The 14951-nt window shown below is 64.1% G+C and carries 17 protein-coding genes; 10 read left to right on the top strand and 7 right to left on the bottom strand.

The genetic code is table 11. The features are described from left to right. From BLX41_RS25420 to BLX41_RS25380, 9 genes are all read left to right on the top strand, one after another. Positions 1–798: glycosyltransferase (locus BLX41_RS25420; protein WP_259745165.1), on the top strand; the 798-nt coding region annotated here is incomplete at its 5' end. Continuing rightward, entirely contained in the window at positions 791–2092 is a 1302-nt protein-coding gene (locus tag BLX41_RS25415; protein WP_123727097.1) for a cellulase family glycosylhydrolase, read from the top strand. The genes BLX41_RS25420 and BLX41_RS25415, both read left to right, overlap by 8 nt. A 2-nt stretch (positions 2093–2094) precedes the next feature. Continuing rightward, complete coding sequence (locus BLX41_RS25410; RefSeq protein ID WP_123727096.1) at positions 2095–3312, top strand: glycosyltransferase family 4 protein; 1218 nt, start codon at positions 2095–2097, stop codon at positions 3310–3312. Further along, positions 3303–4403, top strand: a complete 1101-nt coding sequence (locus tag BLX41_RS25405; RefSeq protein WP_123727095.1) for a glycosyltransferase family 4 protein — start codon at positions 3303–3305, stop codon at positions 4401–4403. Before BLX41_RS25410 ends, BLX41_RS25405 begins: the two co-directional genes overlap by 10 nt. After that, positions 4403–5821, top strand: coding sequence for an O-antigen ligase family protein (locus BLX41_RS25400; protein WP_123727094.1), 1419 nt, complete (start codon positions 4403–4405; stop codon positions 5819–5821). Before BLX41_RS25405 ends, BLX41_RS25400 begins: the two co-directional genes overlap by 1 nt. Continuing rightward, positions 5818–6639: an acyltransferase gene (locus BLX41_RS25395; RefSeq protein ID WP_123727093.1), complete on the top strand. Its 822-nt coding sequence runs from the start codon at positions 5818–5820 to the stop codon at positions 6637–6639. The genes BLX41_RS25400 and BLX41_RS25395 overlap by 4 nt, the downstream gene beginning before the upstream one ends. 9 nt (positions 6640–6648) lie before the next feature. Next, positions 6649–8058, top strand: a complete 1410-nt coding sequence (locus tag BLX41_RS25390) for a lipid II flippase MurJ (RefSeq protein WP_123727092.1) — start codon at positions 6649–6651, stop codon at positions 8056–8058. A gap of 21 nt (positions 8059–8079) precedes the next feature. Then, positions 8080–9006 carry a glycosyltransferase family 2 protein gene (locus tag BLX41_RS25385; protein WP_123727091.1) on the top strand — a complete coding sequence of 309 codons (927 nt, stop codon included), beginning with the start codon at positions 8080–8082 and terminating at the stop codon, positions 9004–9006. A gap of 128 nt (positions 9007–9134) precedes the next feature. Continuing rightward, positions 9135–9389, top strand: a complete 255-nt coding sequence (locus BLX41_RS25380) for a hypothetical protein (RefSeq protein WP_123727090.1) — start codon at positions 9135–9137, stop codon at positions 9387–9389. Positions 9390–9432: 43 nt separating this feature from the next. Here the strand turns inward: BLX41_RS25380 and BLX41_RS25375 are convergent, their stop codons facing one another. Then, a complete protein-coding gene (locus BLX41_RS25375) occupies positions 9433–10620 on the bottom strand; it encodes a molybdopterin molybdotransferase MoeA (protein WP_185073786.1) in 1188 nt (395 codons plus the stop codon). A gap of 22 nt (positions 10621–10642) precedes the next feature. Beyond that, positions 10643–11182: a molybdenum cofactor biosynthesis protein B gene (gene moaB, locus BLX41_RS25370; RefSeq protein ID WP_123727088.1), complete on the bottom strand. Its 540-nt coding sequence runs from the start codon at positions 11180–11182 to the stop codon at positions 10643–10645. A gap of 284 nt (positions 11183–11466) precedes the next feature. On the opposite strand from moaB, the gene BLX41_RS25365 reads away from it, so the two are divergent. Beyond that, positions 11467–11688, top strand: coding sequence for a YgdI/YgdR family lipoprotein (locus BLX41_RS25365; protein ID WP_015636515.1), 222 nt, complete (start codon positions 11467–11469; stop codon positions 11686–11688). Between the two features lie 73 nt (positions 11689–11761). Here BLX41_RS25365 and BLX41_RS25360 read toward each other — a convergent pair whose 3' ends face one another. The 5 genes from BLX41_RS25360 to BLX41_RS25340 form a co-directional block, all read right to left on the bottom strand. Next, positions 11762–12652, bottom strand: a complete 891-nt coding sequence (locus tag BLX41_RS25360) for a pseudouridine synthase (protein WP_123727087.1) — start codon at positions 12650–12652, stop codon at positions 11762–11764. 79 nt (positions 12653–12731) lie between these two features. Continuing rightward, positions 12732–13052 (bottom strand): transcriptional regulator, encoded by a 321-nt coding sequence (locus BLX41_RS25355; RefSeq protein ID WP_123727086.1) that lies wholly within the window; start codon positions 13050–13052, stop codon positions 12732–12734. Positions 13053–13092: 40 nt separating this feature from the next. Further along, a complete protein-coding gene (locus tag BLX41_RS25350) occupies positions 13093–13539 on the bottom strand; it encodes a S24 family peptidase (RefSeq protein WP_123727085.1) in 447 nt (148 codons plus the stop codon). 111 nt (positions 13540–13650) lie between these two features. Continuing rightward, positions 13651–13887, bottom strand: a complete 237-nt coding sequence (locus tag BLX41_RS25345; protein WP_102860924.1) for a glutaredoxin family protein — start codon at positions 13885–13887, stop codon at positions 13651–13653. Between the two features lie 69 nt (positions 13888–13956). Next, complete coding sequence (locus BLX41_RS25340; RefSeq protein WP_123727084.1) at positions 13957–14928, bottom strand: acyltransferase family protein; 972 nt, start codon at positions 14926–14928, stop codon at positions 13957–13959. Positions 14929–14951: the final 23 nt, after the last annotated feature.

The following is a 14951-nucleotide window of genomic DNA, read 5'->3' as shown; positions in this document are numbered from 1 at the left end:
CCGATCTGCCTGTACGAGGAAAAACAACTGGCCCGCAGCCTCAACCGGCTGATCACTCTGACCCACGCCGGTGGTGAGTGCCTGCGCCAACGCATGGGTCTGCGAGCGGAGCAGATGGTGGTGATCCCCCACGGCAACCTGGCGATCCCGGCACAGCCGCTGCCGCCGCTGTCGCCCTTGAAGCTGCTGTATTTCGGTTTCATCTACCGCGGCAAGGGCATCGAGGACCTGCTGGACGCCCTGGCCATGGCCTTCGCCCAGCAACCCGGGATGCGCCAGAACCTGCGCCTGACCCTGGCCGGCGGCAGTGAGCCGGAAATGGCCTTCGGCAGCGTCGGCAGCTACCTCGAGCAATTGCGCCAGCACATCCAGCGCCTGAATCTGCAGGACAACATCGACTGGCAGTTGGACCTGCCGGCCACGGACATCCCCAAGGTGATACAGGCCCACCATGTGATGGTCCTGCCCTATCGGGAGTCGAGCAAGCTGAAGGTCCTGGGCAAGCTGCGCGGCACCAGCGGCGCCCTGTCCTGGGCGGTGGCCTGCGGACGCGGGGCCATCACCTCCGACGCCCGCTCCTTCGCCGAAGAAGTGGCCCAGGACAACGGTGTGATCTTTCCCCAGGGCAACGTCGCGGCCCTGGCCGCCGAGCTCAGCCACCTGTGCACCAGCCCCGAACGGGTGGAGCGCTGGGCCGAACACGCCGGGGTGATAGGTGCCCGACGGGTCTGGAGCCATACCGCCGAACGCTTTGCCCGGGTGTTCGCGGATGCCTGTGGAGACGCTGCACATGTATAGGCTACGTAGATCGGGCAGCGTGCTGCTGATCCTGGCCTGCCTGGCCTGGCCGGCCCTGGCGGACAACAACCTGCGGGCACCGCGACCGGTAGTGTGGAAGGACTTTCTCGGGGTCAACGCCCAGTTCCAGTATTTCTCTCCCAGCGTCTATCAGAAACAGATGGATCGCCTCGATGCCCTGGGCCTGAACTGGGTCCGCCTGTCGATTCACTGGGCGATGATCGAGCCCAGCGAAAACGACCTGCAACTCGATGCCCTGGATGGCGCGATGACGGCCATGCAGAGCCGCCAGTACAACATCCTGGCCTACCTGGTGGGCTCGGCCCCCTTTGCCGCCAACATTCCCGCCGGCGCCAGCCCTTCCGACCAGTACCCGCCCAAGGACTTCAACGTCTTCGCCCAGCGCATGCGCATGCTCGCCCAGCGCTATCCCCAGGTGAACACCTGGCAGGTGTGGAACGAGCCCAATATCGTCTGGCTGCCCAAGGCAGACCCGGACGCCTATGACCGCTTGCTCGAGACCACCACCAACGCGATCCGCTCGGCCATTCCCGGCAAGCCCGTGGCCACCGCCGGCATGGCCTATTACAGCCAGATGCGCAGCACCCCGGGGCTGATGCTCGAGGACCTGCTGGAGCAGGGCCTGGGCAATGAGAATCTGATCGCCGCCTACCACCCCTATTCCGAGTATCCGGAAGGCGATGACGCCGCGGCCAAGGACTTCCTGGTACGGGGCAACTTCCTCAACAACGCCCTGCACGGCCACGGCGTGCAACAGGTCTGGGCCACCGAGTGGGGCTGGTCGAGCTACACCAGCGGCGAGCGTGAAATGCAGGCGATGATCGGCGTCAACGGCCAGGCCGACTACACCCTGCGACGCCTGGCGCTGATGGCGACCATGGACTACCAGCGAATCTTCCTGTTCAACCTGAGCGACCTTGATGCCCGCGCCAGCAACCGGGACCAGTCCTACGGCCTGGTGGACCTGGCGGGCGATCCCAAGCCGGTGTACGCCGCCCTCAAGCGCTTTCTCGACGTCACCGGCCCCAGCCTGACCCCGGACGACCCTCCGCCGCTGAGCAACGCCCCAAGCGATCTGTACAGCATCGCCTGGACCCGCCCCGACGGCTCCCATGTCTGGATGTTCTGGAGTGCCAGCGGCGGCAGCGTGCAGATTCCCGGGCCCAGCACCGCCGCGCTGTTCGACCCACTTGCCGGAACCCGTACCGACTTGAGGGGGCCGCAAGGCCTCAGCGTGCCATTGAAAACCAGCCTGCAACTCCTGGTGTGGTGAACATGAAGATCCTCTGGACCCTGCCCTACCTGCCCTGGCCCGCCACCAGCGGCGGCAAGACCCGGCAATATCACCTGCTGCGGGCCCTGGCTGCCCGCGGACATCGCATCACCTTGCTGGTGCAATCGAAAACCCCGCTGGACGAGGCCACCCGCGCCGCCCTGGAGCCCTGGCTGGAACGTCTGATCGTGCTGCCCCGGCGCCCCTTGCGCAGCCTCAAGACCCTGCTCTCGGTACTGTTCGCGCCCTATCCGATGCTGGCCGACGTCAATGGCCTGGCAGGGCCGCTGCAACAGTGTTTTCGCCAACTGCTGGGCGAGCCCTGGGACGTGATCCAGATCGAACACAGCTACAGTTTCCAGCCCTTTGAACAACCGCTGCAGCAATTGCAGCGGGACTTCGTCCTCACCGAGCACAACGTCGAATCGGCCCTGGGCGCCGCCAGCTATGACCGCCTGCCGGCCTGGTCGAAACCCTTCACCCTGTATGACCAGTGGCGTTACCGGCGCTGGGAGCGTCGGGTGTTCCAGCAGGCGACCCAAGTCATCGCCGTCACCGAACAGGATGCCCTGACCCTGGCCCGACTGAGCGGCAAGCCTGCCGCAGTGGTGGTCAACGGCGTCGACTGCGGACACTACGCCTCCGTCCAGCCGGACCTGAGCAGTCAGCGCCTGCTGTTTATCGGCAACTACGAATACAGCCCCAACCTGGACGCGGTGGAATGGGCCTTGGAAGACATCCTGCCGCGCCTCTGGGCGCTCAACCCGGACGTACGCTTCGCCATCTGCGGCTACGCCCTGCCGGACAGTTTTCGCCAGCGCTGGCCGGACCCGCGCATCGAGTGGCAAGGCTTCGTTCCCGACCTGCGGGACCTGCAACGACGCTCGGCGCTGTTCTTCGCCCCTCTGCGCCAGGGCGGCGGCTCCAAGCTCAAGGTACTGGAAGCCATGGCCGCCGGCTTGCCGGTGGTCACGACGGCCCAGGGCAGCTCGGGGCTGCAAGTGGAAAACGGCCGGCACTACCTGGGCAGCGAAGACCCCGGTGCCCTGGCGCAGATTCTCGCCGAAGTCCTGGCCGACCCCGAGCGCCTGCAACGCATCGGCGATGCCGGACGCGACTACGTGCTGGCCGCACACGACTGGACCGTTGCCGCCGCCCAACTGGAAGCGGTCTACCAGCAACTCCCCTCAGCCAAGGAAGAAGTGTCCGTATGCGCATAGGTCTGGATTACCGCCCCGCCGCGGGCTACAGCAACAGTGGAATCGGCCGGCAGAACCTGGCACTGGAAGAGGCCCTGCGAGCCAACCCCGAGGTCAGCCTGCAATTGTTCGGCGTGGCCCCCGAGGACCACCCCCTGCGCCGTCGCGTGCACTGTCCCCGCTGGGGCGCGCCTTTGCAGGGGGTCCATCGGCTACCCGGACGCCTGCGCTTCGAGGGCGGCTTTCTCCCCGGCGCGCTGCGCGAAGCTGGCATCGAGCTGTACATCTGCAACTTCAACATGGGCCTGCCCCTGGGCAAGAAACCCCAGGGGTTGCGCTATGTGCTGCAGCTGCACGACCTGTTCCAGCTGACCCTGAGCAACAGCCACGGCTCCCGGCTCAAGGAGCGGATCTACGGGCTCAGCGACACGCTGTCCATCGCTCATTCGGTGAAGCAGGCAGACCGGATCTGGACGCCCTCGCAGTACACCGCCGACGAACTGGTGAAACGCTTCCCGGGAGCCCGGGAAAAAGTCCGGGTACTGCCCAACCTGGTCAGCGGTTTTCACGGTGAACCCGCCGACATCAGCGACCTGCAACTTCCCGAGCGCTACTGGCTGGCAGTCGGCACCCGCGAACCGCGCAAGAACATTCCCTGGTTCGTCGGTGCCTGGCAGGCCGCCCGCCAGCAGTCCCCCGACGTACCAGAGCTGGTGCTGATCGGCGCCCCGGAACACCTGCCCGGCGAGCTGCGAACGCTGCACGGCCTGCACTTTCTCAGCGATATCAACGACCGCCAGCTACATGCCGTCTACCTCAAGGCTCTGCGACTGTGGCAGCCCTCCTACGCCGAAGGCTTCGGGCTGCCGGTGATCGAGGCCCTGAGCGTCGGCACCCCGGTGGCGGTGGCCAGTGGCTCGGCCCTGGACGAAATCACCCCGGCCTCCAGCCCGCGCTTCTCTCCGACCGACAGCACCGCCCTGAGCCAGCTGATGGTGCAACTGGCCAGTACCCCGACGGAAGATCCCGAGACACTCAAGGCCTGGGCCGCCGGTTACGCCGAGAGCGCCTATCGCCAGCGCTTCGATGAACTGCTCGAGGAGCTCAGGTAATGCCCATCGCTCTGCCGCTGGCGCTGACCTTCAGCCTGGTCTTCGGCGTCCTGATCTGGCTGCTGCCACCGTTGAAGGTGCTGGTGCTGATGGTCGGCATCGCGGCGGCGGTGACGGTGGTCCACCAGCCCCTGCGCGGGCTGCTGCTGTTCACCGTGCTGGCGACATTCCTGCCTTACTCGACGGTGCAGATCGGCCTGCGCACCACGATCTCCGAAGCCCTGCTGCTATCGGTCTGGGTCAGCATTCTGGTCCAGGGACTGTTCTCCAACCTGCCCCCTGCGCCCAGGCTGCTGCGCACCGAAAAGCTGCTGCTGGCGCTGATGGCGTTCAGTGCCTTGCCGTTCGTGATCGGTCAACTGACGGTGCATGCCGACGGCAACGGACCGGTGAACTGGGTGCGCTGGCTGCTCAATCTGTCGGCGCTGTTCCTGGTACGGCGTCTGCTACAAGAACCCAAGGCTCGGGAACAACTGGTCTGCGGCTTGCTGCTGGGCACCCTGTTGCTCCTGCTGCTGTCGCTTCCGGTGTTTCTGAAGAACGGCAGTGCCACCGCCATGACCCCGATCCTGGAAAAGCTCGGCTACGGCGGTATCGCTGTGCTGGGTGACAGCCTCAGCGCCCTGGCCAATCGCATGGGCTCGCCCTGGATGCACCCCAACGTCACCGGCGGCGCCATGGCGTTGCTTCTGCCCCTGGCCTTCTGTTTCGGCCTGACCCGTAGCGGCTGGCAGCGCAACCTGGGGCTGGCGGTGGCCTTGCTTGGAGCTGCCGGGCTCCTGCTCTCCGGTTCTCGGGGCGCCTTGCTGAGTCTGTTGATCGTACTGATCTGGATGGCCCGTCAGCGCGTGCCCTACACCGGGCGCATGCTGATGGGCGGCTTCGTCCTCGGCGCCTTGCTGCTAATGTCCTACCCTCCTTTGCAGGATCGCTTGCTGACCCTGTTCTCCTCCAACGATGCCAGCACCAGCGTGCGGGTCGACGAGTACTCGCACTTCCCAGCGGCGATGGCGATGTTCCCCTTCGGCATCGGCTTCAAGGTCGACCCTCCCGTGCCGGGCACCGGCCTGTGGGGCATCTCCAACCTGTGGCTGAACTTCATCTACAAGATCGGCGTGCCCGGCATGCTGCTGTTCGTCGCGGTGATCTGGAGCTGGTGGCGGGAAACCCGCGGCACCGGGCTGCAGGTCCCGTTGAACCGCGACAACGCCCTCTGGCTCGGCAGCGGCGCCGGCCTCAGCGCCGCTCTGATCAGCGGCCTGTTCGACCACTATTTCAGCTTTACCCAGGTGTTGATCGCTCTGTTCTGGCTGCTGCTGGGCCTCAATCTGCATGAAGCCAGGCGTTTACGGCTCAAGGCCGGGGTACCCGTGCCACGGGTTACTCCAGCCCCCCCTCCCTCAGGAATCCGCCCATGAAACATCGCCTTTTCCACTCGCAGAACCTGAAGCAGGCACTACCTGAATATGCGCAAAAGATGGGCGTGAGCCTTGAGGAACTGGAGGCGGCCTATCAGTGGATGCTGGAAAACGACGTGGTGTTCGAACAACCGCTCAAAGGCAACGTGCTGACCTACATCAGCTACCTGAACATCGAGTCGAAGATCGAGCCGCCTCTGCCCCGGCGTTTCTATGCCTTGCTGGGCCGCGAGGTCAAAGGCGCATTGATCCCCATGTACGGCATCAACTGGCCGACCCTGCGCGACCGCATGCTGCGAGTCTGGGAGCAGGTCTACAACATCCTCATCTGCAAGATCCCCAGCCACACCCTGCGCCTGTTCTGGCTGCGCATGGGCGGCGCGAAGATCGGCAAAGGCTCCAGCGTCTGGCGCAACACCGAGGTGCTTGGGCTCGACAGCCTGCGCATCGGCCAGGACAGCACCGTAGCCTGGCACTGCCAACTGGATGCCCGGGGCGGACTGATCATCGGCGACCATGTGACCATCGCCTCCCATGTGCTGATCATCGCCGGCGGCCATGACCTCAAGGAGCCGGAATTCTGGGCCGTGGGCGGGCCGATCTATATCCATGACTACGCCTGGATCGCCAGCCGGGCCCTGCTGTCCTTCGGTGCCGAGATCGGCGAGGGCGCGGTGGTCGGCGGGCAGTCGGTGGTGTCCAAGCCGGTGCCGCCCTATGCCATCGTCAGTGGTCCGGACGCGGCCATCAAAGGCGAGCGCTGCAGCAACCTCAACTACAAAGTGGGCGGCAAAGGCCTGTTCACTTTGTTCCACTAGGCCAGGCCCATGTTCGGCGCGACGCTGTGGCTGACCCTGGCCACGCTGACCGGACTGGCCGCCGGCTTTGCCCGGGAATGGCTACTGGTGGCGGCCTGGGGCGCCGGGGGGCAGAGCGACGGTTTCCTGGTGGCGATGTTTCTGCCCGAAGCCTTGCGCATGGCCCTGGCCGCAGGCCTGCTCAGCGCCGCCGCGCTGCCCCTGTATCAGCAACGCTCGGCCCCGGATCGGCAGGCCTGGCTCAGTGCCCTGGCCCCACGCCTGCTGCTGTGCGGGCTGTCACTGGCTGCGTTCCTGAGCATCGGCGCGCCGTTGTGGGTCCGCCTGATCGGCCCCGGACTGGGCAGCGACGGCTACGCCCTGGCCAGCGATGGCTTGCACTGGCTGGCCTGGTGCGCACCGGGTTTTGTCCTGCACAGCCTGTTCTGCGTGCCGTTGCAAGCCCGGGCGCGCTTCGTCCTGGCCGGCCTGGGCTCGCTGCTTTTCAACTTGCCGCCAGTGATCTACCTGGCCAGCTTTCATCATGATTCGACCCCCGACGGGTTGGCGGCCGCCTGCGTGCTGGGCAGTGTGCTGATGCCCACGGTGCTGCTGCCGAGCCTGCTGCGGGACGGCTGGCGCCCCTGGCGGATTCAGGGCGCACCCGGCGCCGGACGCGAGCTGCTGCAACGGATCGGCCCGCTGCTGAGCAGCAACCTGGCCAGCCAGGGCCTGGCCCTGCTGGAGCGCATGGCCGCGTCGCTGCTGGGGGAAGGTGCGGTCACCTGGATCAACCTGGCGCGCAAATTGATCAACCTGCCGCTGATTGCCCTGATGAGCCTCAACCAGGTACTGCTCGGACTGATGAGCGGCAGCGCCGGCGAACAGCGCCTGGGCCTGCTGCGCAAGGGCCTGAGCAGCGCCACCTTGTTGACGATTCCGGCAGTGGTGGGGTTGATCGGCGCAGCCGCGGCACTGGTACATCTGCTACTGCCCAACCAGGCCGCCGGCAGCCCCCTGCCGGAACTGCTGGCATGGTTTTCGGTGCCGCTGATGTTCGGCGCCTGGAACGCACTGCTGGCCCGCTACGCCTACGCAGCGGGGGATACACGCATGCCCCTGGCGTGCGAGCTCGCCGGCAGCCTGCTCAACGCTTTGCTGCTGGCCTTGCTGCCGTACTTCTTCGGCTTGATCGGCATCGCCCTGGCGGCCATCTGTGGCGTGATTCTCACCGGATTGCTGCTGATGCGACGCCAGCAACTGCTGGGACTGGTGCCCTGGCGCAGCCATTGGCTGATCGGTATCGGCGGTATGGCACTGGCCGCGTTGTTCCTCCATCCGCTGACCTCGACCTGGTGGCAACTGGGGTTGAGCAGTGCCTGTAGCCTGCTGCTGTTGCTGCTCCTCGCGGCCTGGCTGCGGCCCTGGCGCCGAACCTGACCTGAACCGGAGACATGGACAATGTCGACACTGCGCGTGGCCTGTGTGATCCCGACCTACAACGGCCGTCAGGACCTGGCCCGGCTGCTGGACTCCCTGGACATCCAGAGCGCGGCGTTCGATACCCTGATCGTCGACTCCAGCTCCAGCGACGGCAGCTACGAGCTGGCGCTGTCCCGCTGCCCCAGCGTGCTACGCATCGACAGCCGCGACTTCAACCATGGTGGAACCCGGCAACTGATGGTGGAGCGCAACCCCGACTACGACGTCTACGTGTTCATGACTCAGGACGCCTACCTGGAGGATACCGAGGGGATCGCCCGTATCGTCGCGCCTTTCACCGACCCGCAAGTGGGGGCTGTGTGCGGCCGCCAGCTGCCGCACTTGAATGCCAGTCCCCTGGCCACCCACGCGCGACTGTTCAACTACCCGTCGACCTCCCAGGTGAAAAGCCTGGCGGACGTGCCAACGCTCGGAATCAAGACCGCCTTCATGTCCAACTCTTTCTCCGCCTATCGGCGCGAGGCGCTGATGCAGGTCGGTGGTTTTCCCAAGCATGTGATCCTGTCCGAGGACATGTACGTGGGCGCCAGGATGCTCCTGGCCGGCTGGAAGGTCGCCTACGAAGGCCGCGCCTGTTGCCGCCACTCCCATAACTACAGCCTCAAGGAAGAGTTTCGCCGTTACTTCGACATCGGTGTGTTCCACGCCCGGGAGCCCTGGATTCGCCAGGCATTCGGCGGTGCCGGCGGCGAGGGCCTGCGCTACGTCAAGTCCGAACTGCAGTTCCTCGGCCCGCGGCGCCTGCGGCAATGGCCGGGGTCGCTGCTGCGCAACGGGGTGAAACTGGTCGCCTACAAACTCAGCCAACAGGAACGCTATCTGCCCCTGGGCCTGAAGAAAAACCTCGGCATGTACAAGCGCTACTGGGACAGTCCCTACGCCTGAACAGCACGTCCGACTCTTAAAGCGAATTTCCTGACCGAAGAATGAGAACTGCCTGAATTGACCCTTCGGAGCCAATCAGTGACTGTGCATGCCAGGCGCTGACGCCTTACACAGGGAAGTGCACAGTCATGAACGACAAGGTTTTTTATCCACGAGGGCATTCACCGCTCAACCGCATCAAGGACAGCCCCTGGCTGGCAGGCCCACCGGCCAGAGAGTTCGACTTGCCGCGCTCGCCCGAACCGTACCCGCCTCGCTCCAGGCTGTTATCGATACTCAAGCGCCTGGCCTGGTTTACGCTCACCGCCTCGATACTGGCTGGCCTTGTGACCTGGGGTTTGCACAGCCGTTTCGGCCTGCTGCTGTTACTACTGCTGCGCTGAACCGCGAGGCGCGGGCCCGGGGCTACACCGGGCCCGCGTCCGCTCAACCCAGCACTTCACTCAAGGGAATGAAGCTGACCCAATCGCCTTCCTCCAGGGTTCGGCCCTCCAGCACCTCTACCAGACCTTCCGCCCAGGCCGCGCTGCGCAGTACGCCCGAACTCTGGTTGCGATAGATGATCGCCCGCCCATTCTCCAGGCGTCCCCGCAGGTACTCGCGACGATTGCCGGGCTGGGGCCAGACAAAACCGGCCGGTACCTGGAAACTCAATGGTTGCACCTGCTGCACACCCTGGCGCCGCAACAGATAAGGCCGGGCCAGCAGGGCGAAAGTCACCAGGGTCGATGCCGGATTGCCCGGCAGGCCAATCACCGGCACCCCGCGAAAATGTCCAAAGGTCAGGGGTTTGCCGGGCTTGATCGCCAGTTTCCACAGGGCCAGCTCGCCGGCTTCCCGCAGGGCGATGCCGAGAAAGTCCGCCTCCCCCACCGAGACACCACCGGTGGACAGGATCAGGTCCACATTCCCCAGCTCCGCCAGGCGCTGACGGGTCGCGGCCAGGTCGTCGGGAAGGATTCCCGCGTCCAGTACGTCACAACCCAGACGCTGCAGCCAACTGCACAACAGCACTCGATTGCTGTTGTAGATCTGCCCCGGCCCCAGAGGCCGACCGGGCTCCACCAGTTCATCGCCGGTGGACAATACCGCCACCCGGACTCGACGCAGCACTTCCAGCTCGGCACATCCCAAGGACGCCGCCAGACCCTGCTCGATGGGCCCCAAGCGCGTACCGGCCGCCAGGACCTGCTCGCCCACGGTGGTTTCCTGGCCCTGGGGACGGATGTTCTGGCCGAGCTTCAGTGGCTCGGTAAAACGTACTCGCTGATTGTCCTGAACCTGGGCGTTTTCCTGCATCTCGACGCAATCCGCACCCGCGGGCACCGGAGCGCCCGTGAAGATCCGGGCACAGGTTCCCGGCTGCAAGGGCTCGGGGGACTGTCCGGCGAAAACCTGCTGGCTGACCGGCAAGGGCTCGCCCGTCCAGTCCTCCAGGCGCAAGGCGTATCCATCCATGGCGCTGTTGGGCCAAGGCGGCAGATCCAGGCTGGATACCAGCGCCTCAGCCAGTACCCGGCCTTCGCTGGCGGCCAATGGCAGCCGTTCACGTTCGACAATGGGCGCCGCCTCGGCCATGGCCAACAGACGCTCCAAGGCCTCCTCCACCGGCATCAAGGCCCCCTGCTTGCCCGGCTTACCCACGGGATTCACAGGGCGCCGCCTGTTTCAGATGAGGGACGAAGTTGCACGGCCGATGCCGTGAATCCAACTGCTCGGCCAGTATCCCGTCCCAGCCGGTCCGCACCGCATTGGTGGAGCCCGGCAGGCAGCACACCAGGGTGCCATTGGCCAGACCAGCCAAGGCGCGGGATTGCACAGTGGAAGTGCCGATATCCGCCACCGATATCTGCCGGAACAGCTCGCCGAAACCGTCGACCTGCTTGTCCAGCAGGCAGACCACCGCTTCCGGAGTACTGTCGCGACCGGTAAAACCGGTGCCGCCGGTGATCAACACCACCTGCACCACGTCATCGGCGATCCAGGTCGCGACCTGGGCGCGGATCTTGTACAGATCGTCCTTGAGCAACACCCGCGCAGCCAGACGATGGCCCGCGGCGCCCAGGCGCTCGACGAAAACCTGGCCGGAGGTGTCGGTTTCCAGGGTGCGGGTGTCACTGACGGTCAACACCGCAATGTTCAGGGGAGCAAAAGGTACATCAGCCTTGGCTTTCATAGGCTCGATCCAGAGGTAGGAGACACAGCCCGGTGTTATATCACAGCGCTTTGTTCCAGCGCCGCTGCGGGGCCGGCATTCACCTTGCCCCGGACTTCCGGCACAAGCAGCCCTGGCGTCGAGAAAGCCAGACCGTGGACGACCAGGCGCTGTGAGTTAAGCTGCAGCCGCCAACGCCTGCGATCCGCCCGGCAACGTGGCAGAATGTCCCTGGCCAAGGAACTTGCAGACGTTGTATACGTCTGAAGACCAGCACTCAAAAGTACTCATTTCGGAGACACACAATGACTCAACGGACCCTCGCCACTCTCATGCTCGCACTGGGCCTGGCCACTCTCGCCGGTTGCGCCTCGCCGACAGTGATCACCTTGAATGACGGTCGCGAAATCCAGGCCGTCGATACCCCTAAATACGACAAGGATTCCGGCTTCTACGAGTTTGAACAGCTGGACGGCAAACAGACTCGTATCAACAAGGACCAGGTTCGTACCGTCAAGGAGCTGTAAACCTGACGGTTGTCGATCTGAAAGCAATAAAACCCGCCTGGTGCGGGTTTTATTCGTTGTGCGCCACAGCTATTCACCACTGCAGGCTGATCCGGCTTTCGAACTCGCGCTCCTGCCCCGTCAGCGGATCAATGAAACGCAGGCCCTGGGCCAGCAGCTTCAGCGGTCTGGCATAGTCATCCTCGGCATCCTTGAGTACCTCGGGATAGAACGGGTCATTACAGATTGCCGCTCCCAGTGCACTCATATGCACCCGCAACTGGTGCTTCTTGCCCGTCACCGGATACAGGGCATAGCGCCACAGGTCGCCGTGTTTTTCCCTGACCTCGATGGCCGTTTCGGTATTGCTCGGCCCCTCTGCCTCCTGCATGCGGAAGAAGGGTTCACCGTCCACCAGCCGGCTTTTATGCAGCAGCGGAAAATCCAGATGCGGCAAGGCGGCGGCGATTGCCTCGTAGCGTTTTTCAATCCTGCGGGTAGGAAACAGCGCCTGATAGGCCGAACGGCTGTCAGGATTCGCGGAAAACAGCACCAGCCCGGCCGTGTGCCGGTCGATGCGATGCAAGGGCACCAGATGCGGATTGTCCAGACGGCGGATCAAGCGCCGCAGCAAGGTCTGCTCGACGTACTCCCCTGCCGGCGTCACTGGAAGAAAGTGCGGTTTGTCCGCCACCACCAGGTGCTCGTCGGCGTAGAGGATGGTTTCCTCCACCGCAATCACCTTCTCGTCCGGCACCTCGCGGAAGTAGTGAATCCGCAGGCCCTCGCGATAGGCCAACTCCAGGCTGATGGGCTGGCCCTGCCCATCCAGCACCCGGCCACGGACGATACGATCCAGCCATTGTTCACGACTGATGGCCTTGAAGTGATCACACAGGCAATCCAGCACCGTCGACCAGGAGCCGGGGGGCAGGTACAAGGTACTGGCCTGATGCTGTGCAGCGGAAAAAGGTGCGGATGACATACCAAAAGCTCGAAGGATCAATGCAAGGCGGCATTATCCAACAGCCGCCACAAGGAACCTAGGAACAGTTTCCAAGGTTTCAGGCACAGGACTGCTTGGCCTGGGCCGCCGCCTCGGTGTAATCCTTGAGCCAGCGCAGCACATCCACCGCTTCCCAGCGGCCCGGATCGTAGAGTGCGTACAGCAGCCCCTGGTAACCCACCACATCCAGTTGGCGGTGGTACCCCCCACGTTGGAACAGGGCTTCGATCTCGGCAAAACAGGTATTGAAGTGCAGCTTGTTGAAGGGCGTCTTGCCTTCGGTGACCAACCCATCCAGGCGCAACTCAAGCACCGCCTCGCGGACCACATCGGTGGACATGCTGTTCACGCTGTTTTTCAGTTGTTCGACATTGACCATCATTTATTCCTTTAACGGTTTGAAGCGTCCGCCACATCCATCAGGGCTGCTTGTGCCCCACATAACTGACAACCCACAACACCACGCCCCAAATCTCGATCGAGCCCAGTTCATCCAGCACCAGAGAGGGGATTGAAGGGCGCGCCGCCTTGAGCAACAGGCCACCACGAGGATCGGGGGCCAGCAGGCGCAGCGAATACTCATTGGTGCCCTGAGGACGTACCACAAGGTACTGGTCCACCACCGGGGCGGCCGAGCGATCGACGATCAGCCTGTCACCAGGGTAGATGCCGAACCCCAGCAGGTTGTCGTCGTCCACCAGCAGGCCATGGATCTGAGGAGCCCCCAGACCCAGGGTCCGATCCAGGGAAAACCCGCTACCGGTGGGCTCATTGGCCAGGGAAGCGCAGCCGCTGTCACCCAGTTCCAGAAAACAGGCTGGCAACGGCTGTGAGCGTTCGGTACCGGTCAGGAAAGTGAGAGACATGGCGAGACTCCTCGATAGCTGTATATGCATACAGTAAACGAATCGACGGATCTCGCCAATGAATTCCGACCACGGGCGACAGGCGGACGCCCGGATGATGCAAGCCAAGCGTCAGCGCAGGAACGCCACCACCTGCTCGGCGTCGAAGGGCCAGCCGAGCTCGGCGCCGTTGTCCACCCGGCGTAGCACCGGGATGCGCAGGCCATAGCTTTCGAACAGCTCCTGACTCTCGGCAATGTCCACCAGCTCGACCATCAGGCCGTGCTCCACCAGGGGCATCAATTCAGCTTCAGCCAGTTCGCACAGGTGGCAACCAAGGGTGCCGAACAATTGGCATTCAGGGGGCATGACAGTGCAACCATAAAAGAACAGGCCGTTATTCTAGGCCCGGGAGAAAAAGCCGTCGACCCGACACCTTCAGAGAATGAACCGTACCCGGCGGCTGGCCAGGATCAGCAGTGGCGCCACGCCAAAAGCCAGCACCAGCACCAGCCCCGTCATCGGGTTGCCGTAGGCCATGCCCAACGCCAGGGCAGCGTAGATGAACCAGGGGTGCACGTAGTACACCGCCGAAGACAGCTTCGCGGCGACATTGCTTTCGCTGCTCCGAACGTACACCAGCGGCAACAAGAACAGCGCCGGGGCGATCACCAGTAACGACAGTAGAAAGTCGAAGTTCTGCTGGACGTCGGCCCGCAGCGCGAAGTTCAACCCCGCCTCGACCAGGATCGCCCCCAGCCCCAGGATCAACCAGCACCAGACGCTGCGCCGGCTGAGGTGCCGTGGCAGTTGATGCCGGGCGCAGAGAAAGCCGATGGCCATGAACGGAAAGCCCATGAACAGGAAATTGCGCGCGGTGTAGTCGTTCTGGTTGAAATGCTGGGCCAACTCATTGGGCAACTGGAAATAGACCCGCGTGTACTGCAGGCACAGGCCACTCAGGAAGGCCAGCAGCGCCAGGCCGGCCAGGGGCCCAGAACCCCAGTTGCGCAGCACCAGCAACAGCACCCCGCCGCCGAGCATGCCCAGCAGGTACCACAGGTGGAAATAGCCGATCAGCAACTTCTTCACCACGCCCAGTACCCCGCCCAGGCTGAGGATGGTCGCCGGGTCGACGTATTGCGGGCTGTAGACCAGCATCCAGAACAGGTAGATCAACAGGCCACGCTTGAACCAGTGGGCAAAGGAGTGGCCGCCGCTGAGGGTCTGGTACAGGTAGTAACCGTTGATGATGAAGAAGGTCGGCACCGCCACCCGGAACAGGCCATTGCACAGCACATAGCCTGCCCAGTTGTAGTTGCCCCCCAACACTTTGCAGTGCAATGCCACCACCATCACCGCCAGCAGGACTTTCAGGGCGTCAAGATTTGCATTGAGGACTTTCGGCATCGATGGCTACCCGAATAAGCAGG

The sequence above is a fragment of the Pseudomonas protegens genome, assembly GCF_003732485.1.
Classification (GTDB): domain Bacteria; phylum Pseudomonadota; class Gammaproteobacteria; order Pseudomonadales; family Pseudomonadaceae; genus Aquipseudomonas; species Aquipseudomonas protegens_B.
The sequence above is the reverse complement of the archived record's forward strand: the minus strand, read 5'-3'. Positions and strand labels throughout refer to the sequence as shown.